The following is an 18,112-nucleotide window of genomic DNA, read 5'->3' as shown; positions in this document are numbered from 1 at the left end:
TTGTTATAGTACAAAACCGTGACTGTGTCAGTACATTATCAGATCTCTGGGGCCACGTCAGCGGAGATTTCGGCGAGCGTGGAGTCCGGGGTGCGCACCGGCGAGCTGCCTTCCGGCGCCCCACTGCCGGCCGTCCGGGCGCTGGCCGACGACCTCGGCGTGAGCCCCGGGACGGTGGCGAAGGCATACCAGGTGCTCCGCCAGCGCGGCGTGATCGAGACCGCGGGCCGCAACGGCACGCGGGTGCGCCCCCGGCCGCCGGTCACCGCCACCCGCGCCGCGCTGCGCCCGGCAGTGCCGCCGGGCGCGCTCGACCTCTCCTCCGGAGAGCCGGACCGCCGCCTCCTGCCCCCGTTGGGTCCGCACCTCGCCGCGCTCGCCGCGGAGGTCGGGCCGCCCAGCGGGTACGCGCAGGCGGGTGTGTGGCCGGATCTCGCCGAGCTGATCCGCGCCCGCTTCGCGGCCGACGGCGTGCACGCGCCGGCCGTCACCGTGACCAGCGGCGCGCTGGACGGCGCCGAGCGGCTGCTCACCGCCCACCTGCGCCCCGGTGACGCGGTGGCCGTCGAAGACCCGGGCTGGTCCAACCTCCTCGACCTGGTCGCCGCGCTCGGGCTGCGCCCGGTGCCGGTGCCCGTGGACGGTGACGGGGCGACGCCGCGTGGCCTGCGTGCGGCGCTCGCCGCGGGCGCGCGGGCCGTGGTCGTGACCACCCGCGCGCACAACCCCACCGGCGCCTACCTCACCGCGTCGCGGGCGGCCGACCTGCGCGAGGTGCTCGCCGGCCAGGACGGCGTGCTGCTGATCGAAGACGACCACGCCGGCGAGCTCGCGGACGTGCCACTGCACGCCCTGGCCGGTGCGACGCGGAGCTGGGCGTTCCTTCGCTCGGCCTCCAAGCCCTACGGCGCGGACCTGCGGCTCGCCGCCCTCGGCGGTGACGAGGCCACGGTGGCGCGGGTCGCCGGCCGCATGCGGCTCGGCGCCGGGTGGGTGTCCACGCTGCTGCAACGGCTGGCCGTGAGCGTGTGGCAGGACCCGGCCGCCGCGGCCGGCGTCGTCGCGGCGGGCCGCAGCTACGACCGCCGCCGCCACGCCCTGCTCGCGGCGCTCGCCGAGCGCGGCGTGGGCGCCTCCGGGCGGACCGGCATCAACGTCTGGATCCCCGTCGCCGACGAGACCCGCGCGGTCACGGCGCTCCGCGACTCCGGGTACGCGGTGGCGCCCGGCGCGCTGTACCGGCAGGCCACGCCACCGGGCATCCGGATCACGATCAGCCCGCTGGAGGAGTCGGACATCCCGCCACTCGCCGACGCGGTGGCCGAGGCCGCATCTTCCGCGCCCGAATGGGGTAGAACAGTGCGGTGACGACAGCGCAGGACTTCGTCCCGGACGGTGCCCGCACGCTCGACGAGCTGAAGGCGGCCGCGCCCTCGTGCAAGGGCTGCGAGCTCTACCAGGACGCCACCCAGGTGGTCTTCGGCCGGGGTGACGCGCACGCGCGGGTGGTCTTCGTGGGCGAGCAGCCCGGCGACGTCGAGGACCAGAAGGGACTGCCCTTCGTCGGGCCGGCCGGCCACCTGCTGCGCCGCGCGGTCGACGAGGCCGGCATCGACCCGTCCCACGTGTACATCACCAACGCTGTCAAGCATTTCCGCTTCGAGCCGCGCGGCAAGCGGCGCATCCACAAGACACCCGATCGGGTACACATCGAGGCGTGCCGGCCATGGCTGGTGTCGGAGTTCGCGCTGCTGCGGCCGGAGGTCGTCGTGGTGCTCGGGGCCACGGCGGCGAAGGCGCTGCTCGGGCCGTCGTTCCGGGTGACGCAGCAGCGCGGTCAGGTGCTGGAGTGGCCGGCCGCGGCCCAGCACCCGGAGGACTTTCCGGTGGAGCCGGCGAAGCTTGTGGCCACCATCCACCCGTCCGCCGTGCTGCGCGCCGACAACCGCGACGTCGCGTTCGACGGTCTCGTGGCCGACCTCAAGGTTGTCGCCCAGACACTGGCGAAATAGGCACTCAGAGTTTGGTGGTGCACGCTTTGGGGGTGGTCAGGTAGCCGGCGAAGAAGGCGGCCCGCCGTTGGGAGGCGGAGCCGTGCGCGCCGGAGTCGAACCATCCGACTCCCGGCTCGTCGGCCACCTCCGACATCCCGCGGAAGAGTTCCTCGAAGTCGCCCTTCTCGCGGGTCAGGCGGCCGCTGTTCGTCACGTCGCCGAGGTAGGCGCCGGCGAGGCAGTCGGCCTGTAGCTCGGTCTTGATGGAGAACGACGACGACAGGCCGAGCCGCGCCTGGATGGCGTGGCCGTACTCATGGCCGATCACGAAATAGACGAACGCGTCGCCGATGTCTCGCCACGTCTTCCGTAGCCAGTCGGTGTCCCAGGCGATGTAGTCGGCGCCGGAGCAGTACACGGCGTTGTTGGCCGGGATCCGCTCCGAACCGCACTTCGGCCCGCCCTTTCCGCGGTAGGGGATCATCCGGGCCACTGGCTCGAAGCCCAAACCGCGTTTGGGGAACTCCTCCCGCCAGTACTCTTCCACCGTTTCGCGAGCCAGGTCGACGTCTTCCTCGAAGGTCTTGCCGGCGACGTCGGGGCTGGTCTCGGGCACCGCCGTCGAGGGTTTCGGCTCATCGCGGGGCGCCGGGGCGGACACCGTGGGATCGGCGGTGGTGCCGCCGCCCTCGGGCAGACCAGCTGACACCGCGCAGCCCTGGAGGGCGATGACCGCGGCCATGGCACCCGCGGCGTATCTCAGCTTTCGCATCCGGACTCCCCGGTCGGTTCGCCGTACTTGACGACCTGGAGCACGATCTTGGTCGTCAGGCTCGGACTTGTCTCCGGCGGCTCGGACTGGGCGACGACGACCCAGTCGCGGTCGATGAGCTGAAACCGTCCCTTCCCGGTGGCGTCGTGTGAACGGATGTTGAGGAACCGGGCGGACCGCAGCGCCTCCTGCGCCGCCTGGAGCTCCTTGCAGACGACGTCCGGCACGACGCCGACGGTGGTGTCGGTCGAACCTTTGCCGTCCGTGGGTTTCCGGACGTGGAGGGTGACGACTCCGGTGCTGGTTTCCTGCGAAACCACGAGCCAGTTGTTGTCTTCCAAAACCATCCGCTCCGCGCCGGTGGCGTCGACGACCTTGACAGAGGTGTAACCCGCGCCGGCCAGCAAGGCTTTTGCCTCGCTCAGCCGCTTCCGCACGACGTCCGGCACCGGTCGACCTTCTGATGTGGACGGTGGCGTGGCCGCGGGCGTAGACGGTGCCGGCGTCCGTGGCGCGGAAGCCGGTGCCGTCGATGGCTCGGCGTCCGCGGAGCCGCCGTCTCCGTAGGTGATGCGATTGACCGCGAGGCCGCCGCCGCAGCAGGCGAGCACCGTGACGACCGCCAGCGCGATCCACCAGTTGCGCTTTCGCCGCCAGCCGGGCAGCCCGGCGTGAGATCTCCACTCAGCCACGCCAACGCCTCTCCGTGCGATATACGGCCAGCACCGTCGACCAGATCCCGACCAGCGCCATGAGAACCACCGCCAACGGCACCCACACGGCGCCGTTCTCGAACATGGGGTCCTGCCGCCCGTCTACGACCCACTCCGTGTTCAGATCGGCGTAGGAGGCGACCATGCCCAGCCCGAGCCGCGACGGCAGGAGGACGGTGAGCCACAGCGGCACCTTGAAGAGGGCGCCATTGAGCGCGACCTGGCAGATCGCCAAGACCGTGTTGTACGTGATCGCCTGCTCCACCGAGTCGGCGAGCGACGAGACGAGGAGGCCAAGACCCATCGAGCTGACCATCGTCATGAACGTGGCGCCGAAGAGCAGCAGCAGGGGAGATAGGCCGAGCGCGGGGGTGGGGAGCGGCCGCGCGCAGGCGTAGACGAGCGTGATCGCGAGCGACAGTACGACGCACGCCGCGGTGTAGACGGCGACCTTGGCCGTCAGGAGCTTCCCGGCGCTCACCCCGATGCGCCAGTCGCGCCGCAGAATGTCCCGTTCCTGCACCAGATCCAGGTAGGTGAGTGCCGCTCCGGTCAACGCGGCGACCGTCACGAGGATCGAGAGCACCTGGGTCGTTTCCGGTCCGGGGACCAGCCCGCCGGCGGACGACACGATCGCCAGGGCCGTGCCGACGACCGGCAGCGCCGTCAGCATGGCCAGCGACTTGGGGCCGCGCCGCACGACGAGCGTGGCCTGGCGCACCAACACATCGAGAAAACCGGTGGTCGTGAAACCCGCGGTCCGGCGTGGACGGGGGCGCCGCGCCGGACGCCTGGCGGGCGCCGCGGCTCCGCGGACTGGTGCACGGTCGGCGTCGACGAGCAGGTCCGCCCAGCCACGGTGCCCGAGGCTCTCCGGAGCGACCGGAGGACCGGAGTAGCGCACCCGCCCACCACGTCCGACCAGGACGAGCCGGTCCGCCTGGTCCAGGTGTGCCACGGTGTGGGTAACCAGGATCGTCGTGCAGTGGTACTCCCGGCTGATCCCGCGGAGGCGCACCATGACGTCGCGGTCCTTGCCAAGGTCGAGGCCGCTGGTCGGCTCGTCCAGCAGCAGCAGTTGGGGCCGCCCGACAAGCTCCGTCCCGATCGACACCCGCCGCCGCTCGCCGCCGGACAGCGCGCCGACGCGGTGGCCGGCTCGGTCGACCAGGCTCAGCCACGACAGTGCCTCCCGAACCCGCCCCGTCACCTCGTCCCGCGGCGCGTCGCCGGCGGCGCGAAGGCGAGCGGCGAGGGTCAGCGTCTCGGCCACCGTGAGGTCGTCGAAGAGGTCGTCCGACTGGGGCACGTAGCGCACCTGCTGGCGGCCCGAGCTCGCGCGACCCCGCTGGGCGCCTCCGATCGTGACGGAGCCCCGCAGCGGTTGGTACTCGCCGAGCAGCAGCTTGATGAGCGACGACTTGCCCGCGCCGGACGGCCCGACCACCGCCACGATCTCGCCGGCCTCGATCCGCAGGGTGACGTCGTCGAGGAGGATGTGGCCGTGTCGCGCGACAGTGACCTCGCGCACTTCGACAGAGAGGCCTCTCCCGGCGCTGACGCTCAGCGCGGCGTGCGTGTCCCGGAGGCGATCGTCGACGAATGCCATCGGCGAAGCGGTGACGGTGGTCTGGCCGATGACGAAGGTCCCACCCTCGTCGAGGACGGCTCGCGCCGCCCGCGCACCGTTGACGAACACCCGGCCCGCGGCCTCGCTGACCCGCCACCTGCCCCGCGCGTCAATCTCCAGCATGGCGTGCCGGGCATGTACGGAGGGATCGTCGACCTCCAGGTCCGCGCCGGCCCCGGCGCGCCCGATCGTCCACTGTGGCGTTCCCATGGGTCCCCCTAGTCGGGCTTGTTGAGCTTCCGGCGGAGCCAGAACGCCGAGAGTGCGAAGAACAGGACGGTGAGACCAAGGAGCCAGCCGAGGTCGAAGACCCACTGCCCCATCTCGTGCCGCCACAGCGCGTCGCGGGGCACGGTGGGGGCGGCCGACCGCAGGTCGATGGCCGAGGCGGTGGCGGCGAGCCCCCAGCGCGTGGGTAGGAGCACCGCGATCCACCCCCCGAACGAGCCGCTGGACAGGTCCGCGGTCACGCCGTTGAGCGCGATCTGGCCGATGGCGACGAACGTGTTCCAGACGACCGCCTGCTCGACCTTGCTGGCCAGTACGGAGATCAGCATCCCGAGCGTCATGGCGGCGACCGTCACGGCGGCGAGGTTGACGAACAGGGCGGTGTCGGGATGGAGGAACAGGGACCTCTCGGGTCCCTCCCGGAAAACCAGAAACACCAACGTCATCAGGAACGCCTGGATGACGGCGATCGCGGCGAACACCAGCCATTTCGACAACAGCACGGCCATCGTGTACGTGCCGGTGCGGTGCTCGCGCTTGATGATGTGGAACTCGGCCACGATGTCCGTGTACGTCAACGCCTGGCCGGCGAGCATGCACAGCGTGATGAGCAGGCTCAGGGTGGCCGGTGCCGAGGGGCCCGGTCCGAGCCCGGAGGGTTTCGCCACCATGCTGGCGATGACCGCCCCACCCGCCGCCACCAGCAGCGGCAGCAGCGCGATGGCGAGCATGGCCATGTGCCGCCACGAAAAGCGAAGTGGGAGGTCCTTTTTCGCGCCGCGGAAGACGACGAGTGCGACCTGGCGTTGAAGCAGCACCGTGAGCTGGCGCGGAAACCGCAGCAGGCGCCGTGCCACGCCCGGGCGGCGCACGGTGGTGGATTGGCCGTTCTCCGCGGCGCGGCGCTCGACCTCCGTGCGGGCCAGCTCGACATCGTCACCCTCCAGATAAGCGTGGGCGCGTTCGCCGATCTCGGCCGGCTCCGGCTCCTCGCTGAGGGTGTTCATCAGGTCCGCATAGCTGTCCTTGCCGAGCGCGCTGAGCTGGGGTGGCCCTGAGTAGATCACCCGGCCCTCTCTCGCCAGCACGAGCAGTTGCTGCGCCCGATCGATGTGTTCGGTCGCGTGGGTGATGACGATCACCAGGCGCTCGCCCTGCTCGGCGTACGCCCGCAGCTGCTGCATGATCTCGCGGTCCATCCCGGCGTCCAGCCCGGACGTCGGTTCGTCGAGCAACAGCAGGTTGGGCTCGGCGAGCAGTTCCAGCGCGATCGAGACGCGCTTGCGCTGGCCACCGGAGAGCGTGGCGACGAGTTGTCCGCGCTGCTTGTCGATCCGGAGCTTGTCACACACCTCCTTGATCCGCCGTTCCCGGTCGGCCTTGGCGGCCTTGGGGCGGCGCAGGCGGTCCGAGTAGCGCAGCAACCTCTCGACGGTCAGGGTCCTGTGCATGTGGTCGTCCTGGGGGACGAAGCCCAGCATCGTGCGGATCTGGTCGCCGTGCGTGTCGAGATTGAGCTGGCCGAAGTAGAGGGCGCCGGTCTCGGATATCTTGAGCTCTTTCATCAGGGCGGCGAACAACGAGCTCTTGCCGGCGCCGGAGGGGCCGAGGACGGCGAGCATCGTGTTCATGCGCTGCACCAGGCTCAGGCCGTTGAGCCGGACGGTGCTGCCCGACTTCGCCGACAGGTTGTAGGCGACGAGGTGATACGGACCGATCGAAGACGTCTCCAGCGCCGTGCCGTCGTCCGAGATCTGGTAGCGCAGCCCGCCGAAGTCGAAGTGGTCGCCGGGGTTGAGCCACGCCTTGCGCACCTCTGTGCCGTCGATGTACGGCCCCCGGGTGCCGTGGTTGACCAGCACGAACGAGTCTTGCTCGCGCCGCAGCGTGAAGTGGCGGGGAATGGCGTAGTAGTAGTCGACGTAGACGACGTCCGGCGACTGCTCGGCACCGAAGACGGTCGTGTCGCCCAGCGGTATCACGCTCGGCGTCGGCGGCGTCGCCGGCAGCGCCTCCGGCTCGCCGGCCGGCTTCCCGCCATTCGTCCGCTGTGGACTCTCCGGCTGGATGCCGGCGTTGGCCCAGCCCGGGATGTGCGGATCGATTACGCCGAGCACCCCGTTGACCCAGGGCCCCTCGTCATGCGACCGCACGAGGTACCGCCGGTAGGCCGCGATCCGCCGCTGCGCGTGCTCGTGGATGCGCAGCACCCGCGCGCGGCGGACGGCGAGGTGACGGGCGGCCTCGTCCGCCGCCGCGGCGAGCGTGCTCTCCGCCTCGTTCCGCTCGCTCACGGCGGCCTGGCGCCGGCGGACGAACGGCTGGATGCGGCGCAGCCGCTCGCGCTCGCGGCGCCGCCTGACGATCGACGCCGCGTGGTCAGCCTCGGCCGACCGCCGGGCGGTGCGTTCGGCCTCGGTCAGCGGGCGGGAGGCCTCGGCCAGCTCGCTTTCCGCGGTGGCGACGGCCTCCTCGGCGCGGAGCAGCCGCGAGCGTGCGGCGGCCACCCGCCGCGCCGCGGTCACGCGGTCACGCTCCAGCTCGACACGCTCCCGCTGGAAGGCGTCCTGAGCCATCCTGATGAGGAACTCGCGGTGCGGAGTGGTGGCGGTGCGGGTCGGGCGGGCGGGCTTGTGTGGTATGCCCGCCACCCCGTCCCGCCAGCCGTGGAAGAAGTCGGCCAGGCGCGCGAACGGTCCATAGAAGACTGGCTTCATGGACGTGATTCGCAGATGGTGCGCAGCACGATGGACCGGTTGCGGGCGGCTTCGGCGGGCTTGAGCGGCCCCTTCGGACCACCGTCGGGCACGTAGTACTTCGAGTACGACCCGACGCCCTCCGTCGTCACCATGCCGGCCGAAACGCCTTGGGAGACAAGGATGTCCTTCACCACCTCGGCCCGCTCCTTGCCGAGCTCCTTTTGCGACTCGGGGCTGTTCCACCGCGCGGTGGTACCGAGGATCTCGACCCGCTTGATGCTTCGGTCGTTCCGGATCGTGTTCGCGTAGCCGCTGAGCCGCTCCCGCGCCGCCGACGGGTCGCGCAGCTCGGGCGTCCGGGGCTTGAAGCCGACGTCGCCGCCGTCGGAGAGCACGACCTCGGTGCACGGGCGCAGCGGAGGCGGGGGCTTCGGTAGCCCGATCGGTGTGACCTTGGGTACGCCGGAAAGTGCGATCTCCCGTACCGGTGGATCGGGGAGCACGTCAACGCACTCCGCGCCGCCCTCCCGCGCGATCGCCTCCCAGATCGCCACGACGTTGTCGTGCAGGTTCTGGTCGAGCTTGGCCTGCGGATCGATGGCGTCGCCGATGCCCATCAGGACGACCCGGCGCCCATCGAGATCGGGGAGCTGCTCGCGCTTGGCCAGATCGTCCACGACCTCCTGCGGATCCGCCTCCAGCATGCCTTCGGTGCGGAAGTTCAACGCCCCGGTGGTCTGAAGGCCGGAGTCGAACAGCACAACGGTGCCGCCCGCCGGTGTGTCCCGGCTGGCGAGCCACAGCGCCTCGAGGGGGTTGGCCTCCGGCTTCGCCGCGCGGATCTGACTCATGTCCGCGTTGAGCTTCGTCATGAAGGCTTCCAGCGCCTCTTCGTACGGCTCCTTCGCCTTGATCTTCGTCTCGAACCTGCTTCGCAACGCTGTCGACGGCTTACCGTCCACGCGGTAGACGACGATCTCCTTGCCGGCGCGGGCGGCGGCGGACACCTCGCTCTCCAGCTTCGGCGGCAGGAGTGGCTCGGGGCTGTTGGCCCGCGCACCGAGGGCGAACGTCATCTGCGTGGGGCTGCCCGTGCACGCGTTGACCTCGCAGGCCGGGTCGCCGGGCTCGCAGGTGCTCCGCCAGTACAGGAAGCCACCGACCGCCACCACCAGGGCGACCGCGACGGTCGCCGCGACGAAGGGCCACCGTCGCGAACGGCGCGGCTGGAAGCGTGAGCGGCCACGAGCCGCGTACCGGGAGCGGGGTGGTGTTCTCATCGGGTTTCTCCTGGGCGTGAGGGCGTCACGGACGCTCGGGGAAGTAGGCGTCGGTCAGCGCGGCGTCCTGTGCGCGCTCGGCGATCCGCGCCCGGATCCGTTGTTTCAGTTCCTCACCGGCGTGCAGGATCTCGACCTGCTCCGCCCAGCGGATGAGTTCGGAGTCACGGGCGCGCTGTTCGAGGTGTTCCACGGTGTTCTTGGCTTCCTCGTAGACCCGGGCCGCCTCGGCCGCCGAACCCACCGCGGCCTCGTACGCCTTCTTGGCCCTGGCGTAGGCGGCACGGGCGGGATTGTGGGTCAGGTAGCCGCCGATCGTGGCGGCCAGCCCGGTGCCGAGGTAGAGCGCGAGGAACATGCGAGCCGATCCGGTCCGCTCGAAGTCGGCGGCCGCCGTCGCGTCACGTTCGCCGGTGTCCGATGTGGGGGTCGGGGCCAGGGTCGGCAGCGGCGCGGGTGTGGCGGCCGGTGCCGGGATCACGCCCTCCTGCTGCTGGGTGGTGGCGTTGGTCGGGTTGTCCCAGGTCCACCGCAGGTGGAAGGCGAACACTCCGAGTAGCAACCAGACGCCGAGCGCGGTGCAGGCGAACACGATGGAGAACCGATCCCTCACCTTCCGGGTCGCCGGCCGGGCGTTCGCCGTCCGTTCGGCCCGTTCGGCCCGCTCCGCCCGCCAGACGCGCAGCTGCACACCGGCGATGTGGGACAGGAAGAGGACACACGCGGTGAAGCCGATGACGACGGCCCAGCGTACGAAGTCGCGTTCCAGCGGCATCACGAACTGGATGACCTGCGAGAACGTGCCGATGTCCGCCAGCGCGGCGAGGGCGAGTACGAAAATGTAGAACCGGTTGGCGGCCGGCCGCCCGGCGATCAGCGCCGGATCGGCGAAGCTGGCGGGATTCGCCGGTGGCGGCGGCCCGTCGTCCGGCGGCTCGCTCTCCGCACCGTTGATCGCCGGGGGCCGGGGCGGCGGTGGCGGCAGCCGCAGCGTTGGCGGCGTAGGCGCCCACGTCGGGTCGACCTGGGAAGGCCAGCCGGCGGAGATCAGCGAGGCGCTCCGGTCGTCCGCGACGGGGAAGGGCTGTGTCACGACTGCTCCTGCTGGTCGGTGGCGGGCTTGCGAACGCGTCGACGAGTGCCGGCCAGCGCTCGCTCGGCTTCCCGGTACGCGAACTCGAGGCCCGCCATGGCCCGCCGCTCGGCGGTGTAGACCGCCTCCTGATGGGCGAGCTCGGCGCGGGCTTCGTTGAGCTCGAGCTGGGCCGCGTCCCGATAGAGCACCCACTGCTTGGCCAGACGCGCCACGCGCCGGAGGGTGTGCCGGTCGACGAGCCGGTCGAGCACATGCGGCGTCGCCTCGTCGACCCCGTGCGGCAGCAGCCGTTCGACCATCTCTTCGAGCTCGCGCTGAAGCTCGGTGGTGTCGTACGGCTCGGGCTCGAACGGCCGGTCCGGGAGAGGGGCCTCTTCGGTCATCGTTGCTCCTCGCCGTCGGTGTCGTCGCGCGTCCAGTCGGGCAGGCGGGGTCCGGCGGGACGCAGGTTCTGGTTCAGCTCGGCGCCCCGCTCGTACGTTCGGATCAGATGCGTCCAGTACGTGGCGATCCGGCGCTGCGTGTGTGCGAGTTGCGCGCGAACGCGGCTGTCCGCGATCCGCCGCTCGGTAGATATCCGGTTTCTCAGATCGGCCACCTCGGCGTTACAGGCGTGCCATTCCTCGTCGAGCGCGGCGTACCGGGACTCGCTGCGCTCGCGCGTGCGGCCGTGCTGTGCCAACCGGCGCTGCCGGCTGAGGTAGGTGGGCCGGTCGAGCTCCTCCTCGGCCACGTGCCGCGTCCGCAGCGTTTCTTCCGTGGGCGGCTGTGAAGCGCCCTTCCACGCGGCCTCGGCGACCTCGAGCTTGTTCGCGGCCGTCTTTTCCCGAGCGACCGCGGCTTCGAGCTTCTTCGACAGCAGGTAGAGCCGCTCGTCCCGCTGCTGCTTCTCGTGTTCGGCCACGGAGCCGAAGCGCTTGCAGAGCGAGTCGACGTAGAAGGTGCTGATCGGCGGCGGTGCGGGCGTCTCCCGCGGGTGGGTGTTCGCCGTCTCCGCCCGGTCGTCGCTCGCATCAGGCTCGGCCTGCACCAGGCGCAGGACGGCCTTCTTGCCGTCGATCCGGCCGTTGCGCCGGTCGAGCCAGCGCTCGACGAGGCCGTACCGGATCGGTCGCGCGGGGGGCCGTACCCACGACTCGTAGGCCGCGCCGGTGACCTCCGACCGGCGGCCGGCCCCGCCGTCCAGGTAGCGCCTCATGGCGTCTGGATCCCCTGGTCGAAGGCCCCGACCGTGAGCGTGTGGAGCACGAACCCGGCGGCGTTGGCGGCGGCCAGGGCGGGCTCGTACCGTTCGTCGCGATCCATGCCCCAGTCGGAGATCGCCTTGGCGAGGATCCACGGCACCCCGGCGTCCGCGGCGGCGGCGTACAACCCGTGCCCTTCCATGTCGCCGCCGATCGCCCGGCTGTGCTCCCGACGGAGTTCCTCCCGGCGGGTGGCCGAGCTGATCAAAGCCGAGGAGGCGAGCATGGGTCCGAAGTGGACGCTCGCGACCGGCCAGTCGGTCGAGGCGGCGGAGAGCCTGGCGACGAGGGCCGTCGACGTGCTGACCCGGTCGCCCATCGGCTCGACCCGGCCCTCGAAGACGATGGCGCGGTCGAGGTCGTGCACGGTGCTCGCCACCAGCACGTCGCCCATCCGCTGCGGCTCCTTCCAGTCCTCGCGCAGGCCGTAGCAGATGCCCACCATGATCACGACGTCGGGACGCCAACGCCGGATGACCTCGGCGGTGGTGAGGATCGCGCCGCCCGGCCCGCCCGGTCCGGGGCGCGCGCACTGAGCCATGGCCACGCGGGCGTTGCGGATCGAACCGAGCTCGTAGATCACCGCGTTTTCCGCGAAGATCCGCTCCGGAACCTCGCCGGTCGCCGGCCGGAACACATCCAGGACGGCGGTGCGCTCCGTGGCGGTGACGGTCATCAGCAACACCCGGGTCTTCTGCAAGGCGCGGGACTGGATGGTCACGAGATCGACCACGCCGCGCTTGTTCGCGGCGATCGCGAGGCGCGCGGACACCCAGGCCACAGGCAGTGTCATCAGCCCGACGAGGCTCGTCAGCCATCCGATGATCCACGTCTGTGCGGTCTTCGGCACGAGGCCGGGCGCGTCCTGGAACATCAGGCGCCACGCCAACCAGCGCAATGCCGACCCCCAGTCGGCCGGCCGGCCCGCGCAGTCGGCCGCGCAGGCCTGCGCCTCCCACGTGGCCACGAGGTACGCGCAGATCGGCACGACGACGAGGACCCCGGCCAGGTAGGTGAAGAAGAACCCGCCGCCAGCCTGCACGGGCTCCCGGTATCCCTCGACCGGCCCGGTCGGCATGCGGAAGGCCACCCGGGCACCCGGCCCGTACGGAAGCGTCAGCGCCGCCTCGAGCGTCCTCCGCATGCCCGTGGTGGTGACACCGTGGTTGAGGCAGATCAGGACCTCCCGTACCCGGACACCCTCCGGCTCGGCGCCCTGCGCCGCGAGCAGCTGTGTCGCGTGCGCCCGGATCAGCCGCTCCATCTGGTGCGTCACGAGGTCGAGCAGCACTCGACCGGGCTGGTCGGTCTCGTGATGGCACAGCGGCATCGACCAGTTCCAGCCGGGCAGCGACTCCTCGGCGACCCGGTCCGCGGCGACGCCCTCGTGCCCGAACACCCTGCGCACCCAGGCCACCTGGGTCGCGACCTGGGCCAGCATGAAGGCCGTGACATAGGCCATGGCCGCCACCGCGAGCCAGACGATCGCGAGCGGTGGCGTGGCGCCGGCCGCCGTCGCACCGAGCGCGACCGCCGCCGTGACAGCCAGCAGGAGCGCCGGCGGCACGGCGAAAATCAGTAGATCCCAGCGCCGATCCAGGACGCGGAGGAAGCGGATCACCAGCCCGCCGTCCCGGCGGACCGGCGACACGTACCGCGGTGCCTCCAGGACGGCGAAGCTGCGCTCGCTCTGCCAGACCAGCCGTGCTTCTACCGCCGACAGGTAGAGGAGAATGGCCAACGGCGCGCGCGTACGGACGATCCCGAGAACACTTCGAGGCCGGATCGTGTTGATGGCCTGGCGGCTGTGCTCGGCCTGCCGTACTGCGCTCGCGGCGGCGCGGCATTGCGTGAAGGTGACGGATGCCATTGCCTCACCGATCGGTGGTGTTGGGAGTGGATGCCAGGTTTCTACGGCCGTACTGGCGCGCAATTGAGGGAATGCGCATGCTGTGCCCGTGCCTTGAGAGCACGATGATCCGTTCCTCCAGGATGTCGGCTCGGGCGCCTTCGCTGCCATCCCGCGTTTGCGTTATTCGGTTCCCGTGACGAGGTCGAGCGGGGCGTTCCATCCGTCGCTGTGGTGCCGGCGTTCCAGACTTGACGGCAGGCGCAAATTGTTTACGGCGGTTGTGATCAACGTGAACAACCTTTCGGATGACGTCACCGCCATCGTCTGTCGCCCGGTGAAATGACGGACCGGCACGCCTCGTATCGGTCGGATGAATACAAAGGCGGCTCAGGGGTCGACATGCACTGATAGTTCTCGATGTTTTGATTCCGTGAGTCGATGGGCAACTGTCGCAAGACCGTCAATAGCTGCCCGGTAAGGGCCCGACTCAAGGTGGAACGGCATTCGGCCGCATTCGCGGCTCGGTAAGACGAGAACGTGTGCGAATGGTACGGACGGCGGCACTGGTTGACCGTTCGAATGTCTCGTCGCGGACTTGCGGACGGTCGCGGGGGTGCTGCGAGACTGGCGGGCATGGAGCAGCACCTGTACGAGCCGGTCCACGACGAGTTTCGCGCGCTCTGCCGGGAGTTCCTGGCCCGCGAGGCGGTGCCCTACCACGACGAGTGGGAGCGGGAGGGCATCGTCGACCGCGAGGTGTGGCGCAAGGCCGGTGCGGCAGGTCTGCTCGGCATGGACGTCGACGAGGAGTACGGCGGGGGAGGGCAGCGCGACTTCCGCTTCAACGCGGTGCTCGTCGAGGAGGTGGTGGCGTCGGGCTGCGCCGGCCTCGGCTTCGGGCTGCACAACGACATCGTCGCGCCGTACCTCACCGACCTCACCACCGAAGACCAGCGCAAGCGGTGGCTGCCCGGCTTCTGCTCCGGCGACCTCGTCACCGCGATCGCGATGAGCGAGCCGGGCGCCGGCTCCGACCTTGCCGGGGTGCGCACGTCCGCGCGGCGCGACGGCGACTCGTATGTCCTCAATGGACAGAAGACCTTCATCACGAACGGCGACATGGCCGACCTCGTGGTGGTCGTCGCGAAGACCGCGCCGGACCAGGGCGCGCACGGGGTGAGCCTGATCGCGGTGGAGCGCGGGACGCCCGGCTTCTCGCGGGGCCGCCGCCTGGAGAAGGTGGGCATGAAGGCCAACGACACGGCCGAGCTCTTCTTCGACGACTGCCGCGTGCCCGCCGAAAACCTCATCGGCACGGAGAACCACGGCTTCTACCACCTCATGGCCAACCTGCCCCGCGAGCGGCTGGGCATCGCGGTCGCCGCCGTCGCCGCCTGCGAAAAGCTGCTGGCCATCACGCTGGAGTACGCGCGCGGTCGCGAGGCGTTCGGCCGGCCGATCGGAAAGTTCCAGCACAACCGCTTCCTGCTCGCCGAGCTCGACACCGAGGTGACGATCGCGCGGACGTTTCTCAACCACTGCGTCCGCGAGTTCAACGCGGGGCGGCTCACCGTGGTCGACGCGGCCAAGGCGAAGTGGTGGACCACCGAGCTGCAAAACCGGGTGGCCGACCGGTGCGTCCAGCTGCACGGCGGATACGGCTACATGCTGGAGTACCCGGTCGCCAAGGCGTGGCTCAACAGCCGCGTGCAGACGATCTACGGCGGCACGACGGAGATCATGAAGGAGATCATCGGGCGTAGCCTGGGGCTGTGACGGTTCTCGATGTAACGAGCGTCCAGCGGCGGACGCTGCGGCTCCTCTTCGTCACCCAGGTCGTGGGCGGCATGGGCGTCTCGATCGGGCTTTCCGTGGGCGCGCTGCTCGCCGCCCGGCTCGGCGGCGCCGGCATCTCCGGCCTCGTGATGAGCGCCGGCGTGGTGGGCACCGCGCTGCTCGCCGTGCCGATCACCCGGCTCACCAACGCGCGCGGACGGCGGTGGGGCCTCACCGCGGGGTACGTCATCGGCGGGCTCGGCGGCGTGGTCGTGGTGGTGGCCGCGACACTCGACGCCACACCGCTGCTCTTCCTCGGCATGATGCTCTTCGGCGGCGGAAACACGGCCAACCTCCAGGCCCGGTACGCCGCCGTCGACCTCGCCGAGCCGGCGCGCCGGGGGCGCCACCTGTCGCTGATCGTGTGGGGCACGACCATCGGCGCGGTCGCCGCGCCCAACCTCGCCCCGCTCGCCGACCGCGCGGTTCGCTTCACGGGGGTACCGGTGCTGAGCGGCCCGTTCCTGTTCAGCGGTTTGGCGTTCGCGTGCGCAGCGGTGGTACTCGCGCTGCTTTTGCGGCCGGACCCGCTGCTCACCGCGCGGCGCGCCGCGGCGGTGGAGCCGGCACCGCACCGCGCGGGTTTCCGGCCCGCGCTGCGCGCGGTCGCGGAAAGACCGGCGGCCCGGCTGGGGATCGCCGCGGTCGCCGTCGGCCACCTCGTCATGGTCGCGGTGATGGTGATGACGCCGGTACGCCTCGGCGAGTCGCATTCGGACGCGGACGTGCTCCGGGTAGTGGGCATCGTGCTGAGCCTGCACATCGCCGGGATGACGGCGCTCGCCCCGCTCGTCGGCTGGCTCACCGACCGGGTGGGGCGGCGCGCGGTGGTGCTCGGCGGGATCGGGCTGCTCGTGGTCGCGTGCGCGACGGCCGGCACGGCGGGGCACGACACGCCGTGGCTGGCGGTGGGGCTGACGCTGCTGGGGCTCGGCTGGTCGTGCACGATGGTGGCCGGTTCGACGCTGCTCTCCGAGTCGGTGCCGGTCGAGGTGCGCCCGTCCGCGCAAGGGCTGTCCGACCTGGTCATGGGCCTGGCGGGGGCGTCCGCGGGCGCGGTGAGCGGGTTCGTGGTGGAGGCGAGCGGGTACGCCACGCTGACCGTGCTGGCCGCCATCGCGACCGTGCCACTGGTCGCGCTAGCGTTGCGGCCGGTGCCAGCGTTTCCAAGGGGGGTTTGACGGGGTGCGGCTCACGGATTTCTGGGCGCGGCTGGAGGAGGCTTTCGGGCCGGTTTACGCGGCCAGCCTCGCCGCCGACCAGGTGCTGCCGCAGCTCGACGGCCGGACCATCCGGGAGGCGCTCGACGGCGGCACTCCGGCGGTGGTGGTGTGGCGTGCGGTGGTGGCCGCGTACCCCGATCGGGTGCCTTCTCGACTCCGCTGAGTGCCGTCCTGACTTCGTTCGGTCATCTTCGGGTTAACGGACTCTTTGTGTGGCGTGTCGGCACTTGCGTCGTACAGGTGTTCGGCTATTGTCCACACCTGGGTGCTTGTCCACAGGTTGCGGCTCGTCGGCTGTTTTCTGTCAGACCCAGCGCCTAGCGTGTCCGCGTGACGAGAAGCTCTTCGGCGAAGACGCCCGCGAAGGCGGCGAATGTAGGGGTGGCGGCAATGGGGGCAGCAGCACCAGATCGGGAGAAGGCACTAGACCTCGCTCTCGCGCAGATCGACAAGCAGTTCGGCAAGGGCTCGGTCATGCGGCTGGGCGAGCGGCCGGTCATCCAGACCGCGATCATCCCGACCGGCTCGATCGCGCTCGACGTGGCCCTCGGCGTGGGCGGCCTGCCCCGCGGCCGCGTGGTGGAGATCTACGGCCCGGAGTCGTCCGGTAAGACCACGGTCGCGCTGCACGCGGTGGCCAACGCCCAGCGGGCCGGCGGCATCGCCGCGTTCATCGACGCCGAGCACGCGCTCGACCCGGAGTACGCGAAGGCGCTCGGCGTCGACACCGACCAGCTGCTCGTCTCCCAGCCCGACACGGGCGAGCAGGCGCTGGAGATCGCCGACATGCTGGTCCGCTCCGGCGCGCTCGACATCATCGTCATCGACTCGGTGGCCGCGCTCGTGCCACGCGCCGAGATCGAGGGCGAGATGGGCGACAGCCACGTGGGTCTCCAGGCCCGCCTGATGAGCCAGGCACTGCGAAAGATCACCGGCATTCTCAACAACTCCGGCACGACCGCCATCTTCATCAACCAGCTTCGCGAAAAGATCGGCGTCATGTTCGGCTCGCCGGAGACCACGACGGGTGGCCGCGCGCTCAAGTTCTACGCCTCGGTCCGCCTCGACGTGCGCCGCATCGAGAGCCTCAAGGACGGCACCGACGTGGTGGGTAACCGCACCCGCGTCAAGGTCGTGAAAAACAAGGTGGCCGCGCCGTTCAAGCAGGCCGAGTTCGACATCATGTATGGCAAGGGCATCTCCCGCGAGGGCTCGCTCATCGACGTCGGCGTCGAGCAGAGCATCATCCGCAAGTCCGGCGCGTGGTATACGTACGACGGCGATCAGCTCGGCCAGGGCAAGGAAAAGGCCCGCGAGTTCCTGAAGGAAAACCCGGACGTCGCCGCCGAGATCGAAAAGAAGATCCTCGAAAAGCTCGGCGTCGGGCAGGGCGCTCCCGACGAGGCCGGCGGGGTCGAGCTGCCCCCGGTCGACTTCTGACCCGGCCCGCCATGCCCGGACGACGGCGTGGCGCACGCTCGGGGCGGGGCTGGGATGCCGCGCCGCCCCGAGCCCGTTCTTCTCGCGGTTCCTCAGCGACGCCCG

At 70.7% G+C, this 18,112-nt stretch carries 15 protein-coding genes; 6 read left to right on the top strand and 9 right to left on the bottom strand.

Annotated features, from left to right (window positions below; translation table 11 throughout):
• Window positions 1–24: 24 nt before the first annotated feature.
• Together ACTMTJ_RS42320 and ACTMTJ_RS42315 are read left to right on the top strand one after the other, a co-directional pair.
• Window positions 25–1,368 (top strand): aminotransferase class I/II-fold pyridoxal phosphate-dependent enzyme, encoded by a 1,344-nt coding sequence (locus ACTMTJ_RS42320; protein ID WP_441224424.1) that lies wholly within the window; start codon window positions 25–27, stop codon window positions 1,366–1,368.
• Complete coding sequence (locus ACTMTJ_RS42315; protein WP_441224412.1) at window positions 1,365–2,012, top strand: UdgX family uracil-DNA binding protein; 648 nt, start codon at window positions 1,365–1,367, stop codon at window positions 2,010–2,012. Before ACTMTJ_RS42320 ends, ACTMTJ_RS42315 begins: the two co-directional genes overlap by 4 nt.
• A 4-nt stretch (window positions 2,013–2,016) precedes the next feature.
• On the opposite strand, the gene ACTMTJ_RS42310 is transcribed toward ACTMTJ_RS42315, so the two are convergent.
• Genes ACTMTJ_RS42310 through ACTMTJ_RS42270 form a run of 9 tightly spaced genes read right to left on the bottom strand, consistent with a single transcriptional unit; the run spans window position 2,017 to window position 13,397 of the window.
• Window positions 2,017–2,766 (bottom strand): neutral zinc metallopeptidase, encoded by a 750-nt coding sequence (locus ACTMTJ_RS42310; RefSeq protein ID WP_441224411.1) that lies wholly within the window; start codon window positions 2,764–2,766, stop codon window positions 2,017–2,019.
• Entirely contained in the window at window positions 2,754–3,458 is a 705-nt protein-coding gene (locus tag ACTMTJ_RS42305; protein ID WP_441224410.1) for a hypothetical protein, read from the bottom strand. Before ACTMTJ_RS42305 ends, ACTMTJ_RS42310 begins: the two co-directional genes overlap by 13 nt.
• Entirely contained in the window at window positions 3,451–5,319 is a 1,869-nt protein-coding gene (locus ACTMTJ_RS42300) for an ATP-binding cassette domain-containing protein (protein ID WP_441224409.1), read from the bottom strand. Before ACTMTJ_RS42300 ends, ACTMTJ_RS42305 begins: the two co-directional genes overlap by 8 nt.
• 8 nt (window positions 5,320–5,327) lie before the next feature.
• On the bottom strand, window positions 5,328–8,054 hold the full coding sequence (locus ACTMTJ_RS42295) for an ATP-binding cassette domain-containing protein (RefSeq protein ID WP_441224408.1): 2,727 nt from the start codon (window positions 8,052–8,054) through the stop codon (window positions 5,328–5,330).
• Window positions 8,051–9,316: an OmpA family protein gene (locus ACTMTJ_RS42290; protein ID WP_441224407.1), complete on the bottom strand. Its 1,266-nt coding sequence runs from the start codon at window positions 9,314–9,316 to the stop codon at window positions 8,051–8,053. The genes ACTMTJ_RS42295 and ACTMTJ_RS42290 overlap by 4 nt, the downstream gene beginning before the upstream one ends.
• Before the next feature lie 25 nt (window positions 9,317–9,341).
• Window positions 9,342–10,409: a hypothetical protein gene (locus ACTMTJ_RS42285; protein ID WP_441224406.1), complete on the bottom strand. Its 1,068-nt coding sequence runs from the start codon at window positions 10,407–10,409 to the stop codon at window positions 9,342–9,344.
• A complete protein-coding gene (locus ACTMTJ_RS42280; protein ID WP_441224405.1) occupies window positions 10,406–10,795 on the bottom strand; it encodes a hypothetical protein in 390 nt (129 codons plus the stop codon). Before ACTMTJ_RS42280 ends, ACTMTJ_RS42285 begins: the two co-directional genes overlap by 4 nt.
• Window positions 10,792–11,610, bottom strand: a complete 819-nt coding sequence (locus ACTMTJ_RS42275; protein WP_441224404.1) for a hypothetical protein — start codon at window positions 11,608–11,610, stop codon at window positions 10,792–10,794. The genes ACTMTJ_RS42280 and ACTMTJ_RS42275 overlap by 4 nt, the downstream gene beginning before the upstream one ends.
• Entirely contained in the window at window positions 11,607–13,397 is a 1,791-nt protein-coding gene (locus ACTMTJ_RS42270; RefSeq protein ID WP_441224403.1) for a 5'-methylthioadenosine/S-adenosylhomocysteine nucleosidase family protein, read from the bottom strand. Before ACTMTJ_RS42270 ends, ACTMTJ_RS42275 begins: the two co-directional genes overlap by 4 nt.
• 744 nt (window positions 13,398–14,141) lie before the next feature.
• On the opposite strand from ACTMTJ_RS42270, the gene ACTMTJ_RS42265 reads away from it, so the two are divergent.
• The 4 genes from ACTMTJ_RS42265 (at window position 14,142) to recA (ending at window position 18,007) form a co-directional block, all read left to right on the top strand.
• Window positions 14,142–15,284, top strand: coding sequence for an acyl-CoA dehydrogenase family protein (locus tag ACTMTJ_RS42265; RefSeq protein WP_441224402.1), 1,143 nt, complete (start codon window positions 14,142–14,144; stop codon window positions 15,282–15,284).
• Entirely contained in the window at window positions 15,281–16,525 is a 1,245-nt protein-coding gene (locus ACTMTJ_RS42260) for an MFS transporter (protein ID WP_441224401.1), read from the top strand. The genes ACTMTJ_RS42265 and ACTMTJ_RS42260 overlap by 4 nt, the downstream gene beginning before the upstream one ends.
• 4 nt (window positions 16,526–16,529) lie before the next feature.
• Window positions 16,530–16,730: a DUF3046 domain-containing protein gene (locus tag ACTMTJ_RS42255; protein WP_441224400.1), complete on the top strand. Its 201-nt coding sequence runs from the start codon at window positions 16,530–16,532 to the stop codon at window positions 16,728–16,730.
• Window positions 16,731–16,957: 227 nt separating this feature from the next.
• Complete coding sequence (recA, locus tag ACTMTJ_RS42250) at window positions 16,958–18,007, top strand: recombinase RecA (protein ID WP_441224399.1); 1,050 nt, start codon at window positions 16,958–16,960, stop codon at window positions 18,005–18,007.
• Window positions 18,008–18,112: the final 105 nt, after the last annotated feature.

This window comes from Phytohabitans sp. LJ34 (genome assembly GCF_052068095.1).
Taxonomy (GTDB): domain Bacteria; phylum Actinomycetota; class Actinomycetes; order Mycobacteriales; family Micromonosporaceae; genus Phytohabitans.
This window is presented reverse-complemented; position numbering and strand designations above follow the sequence as displayed.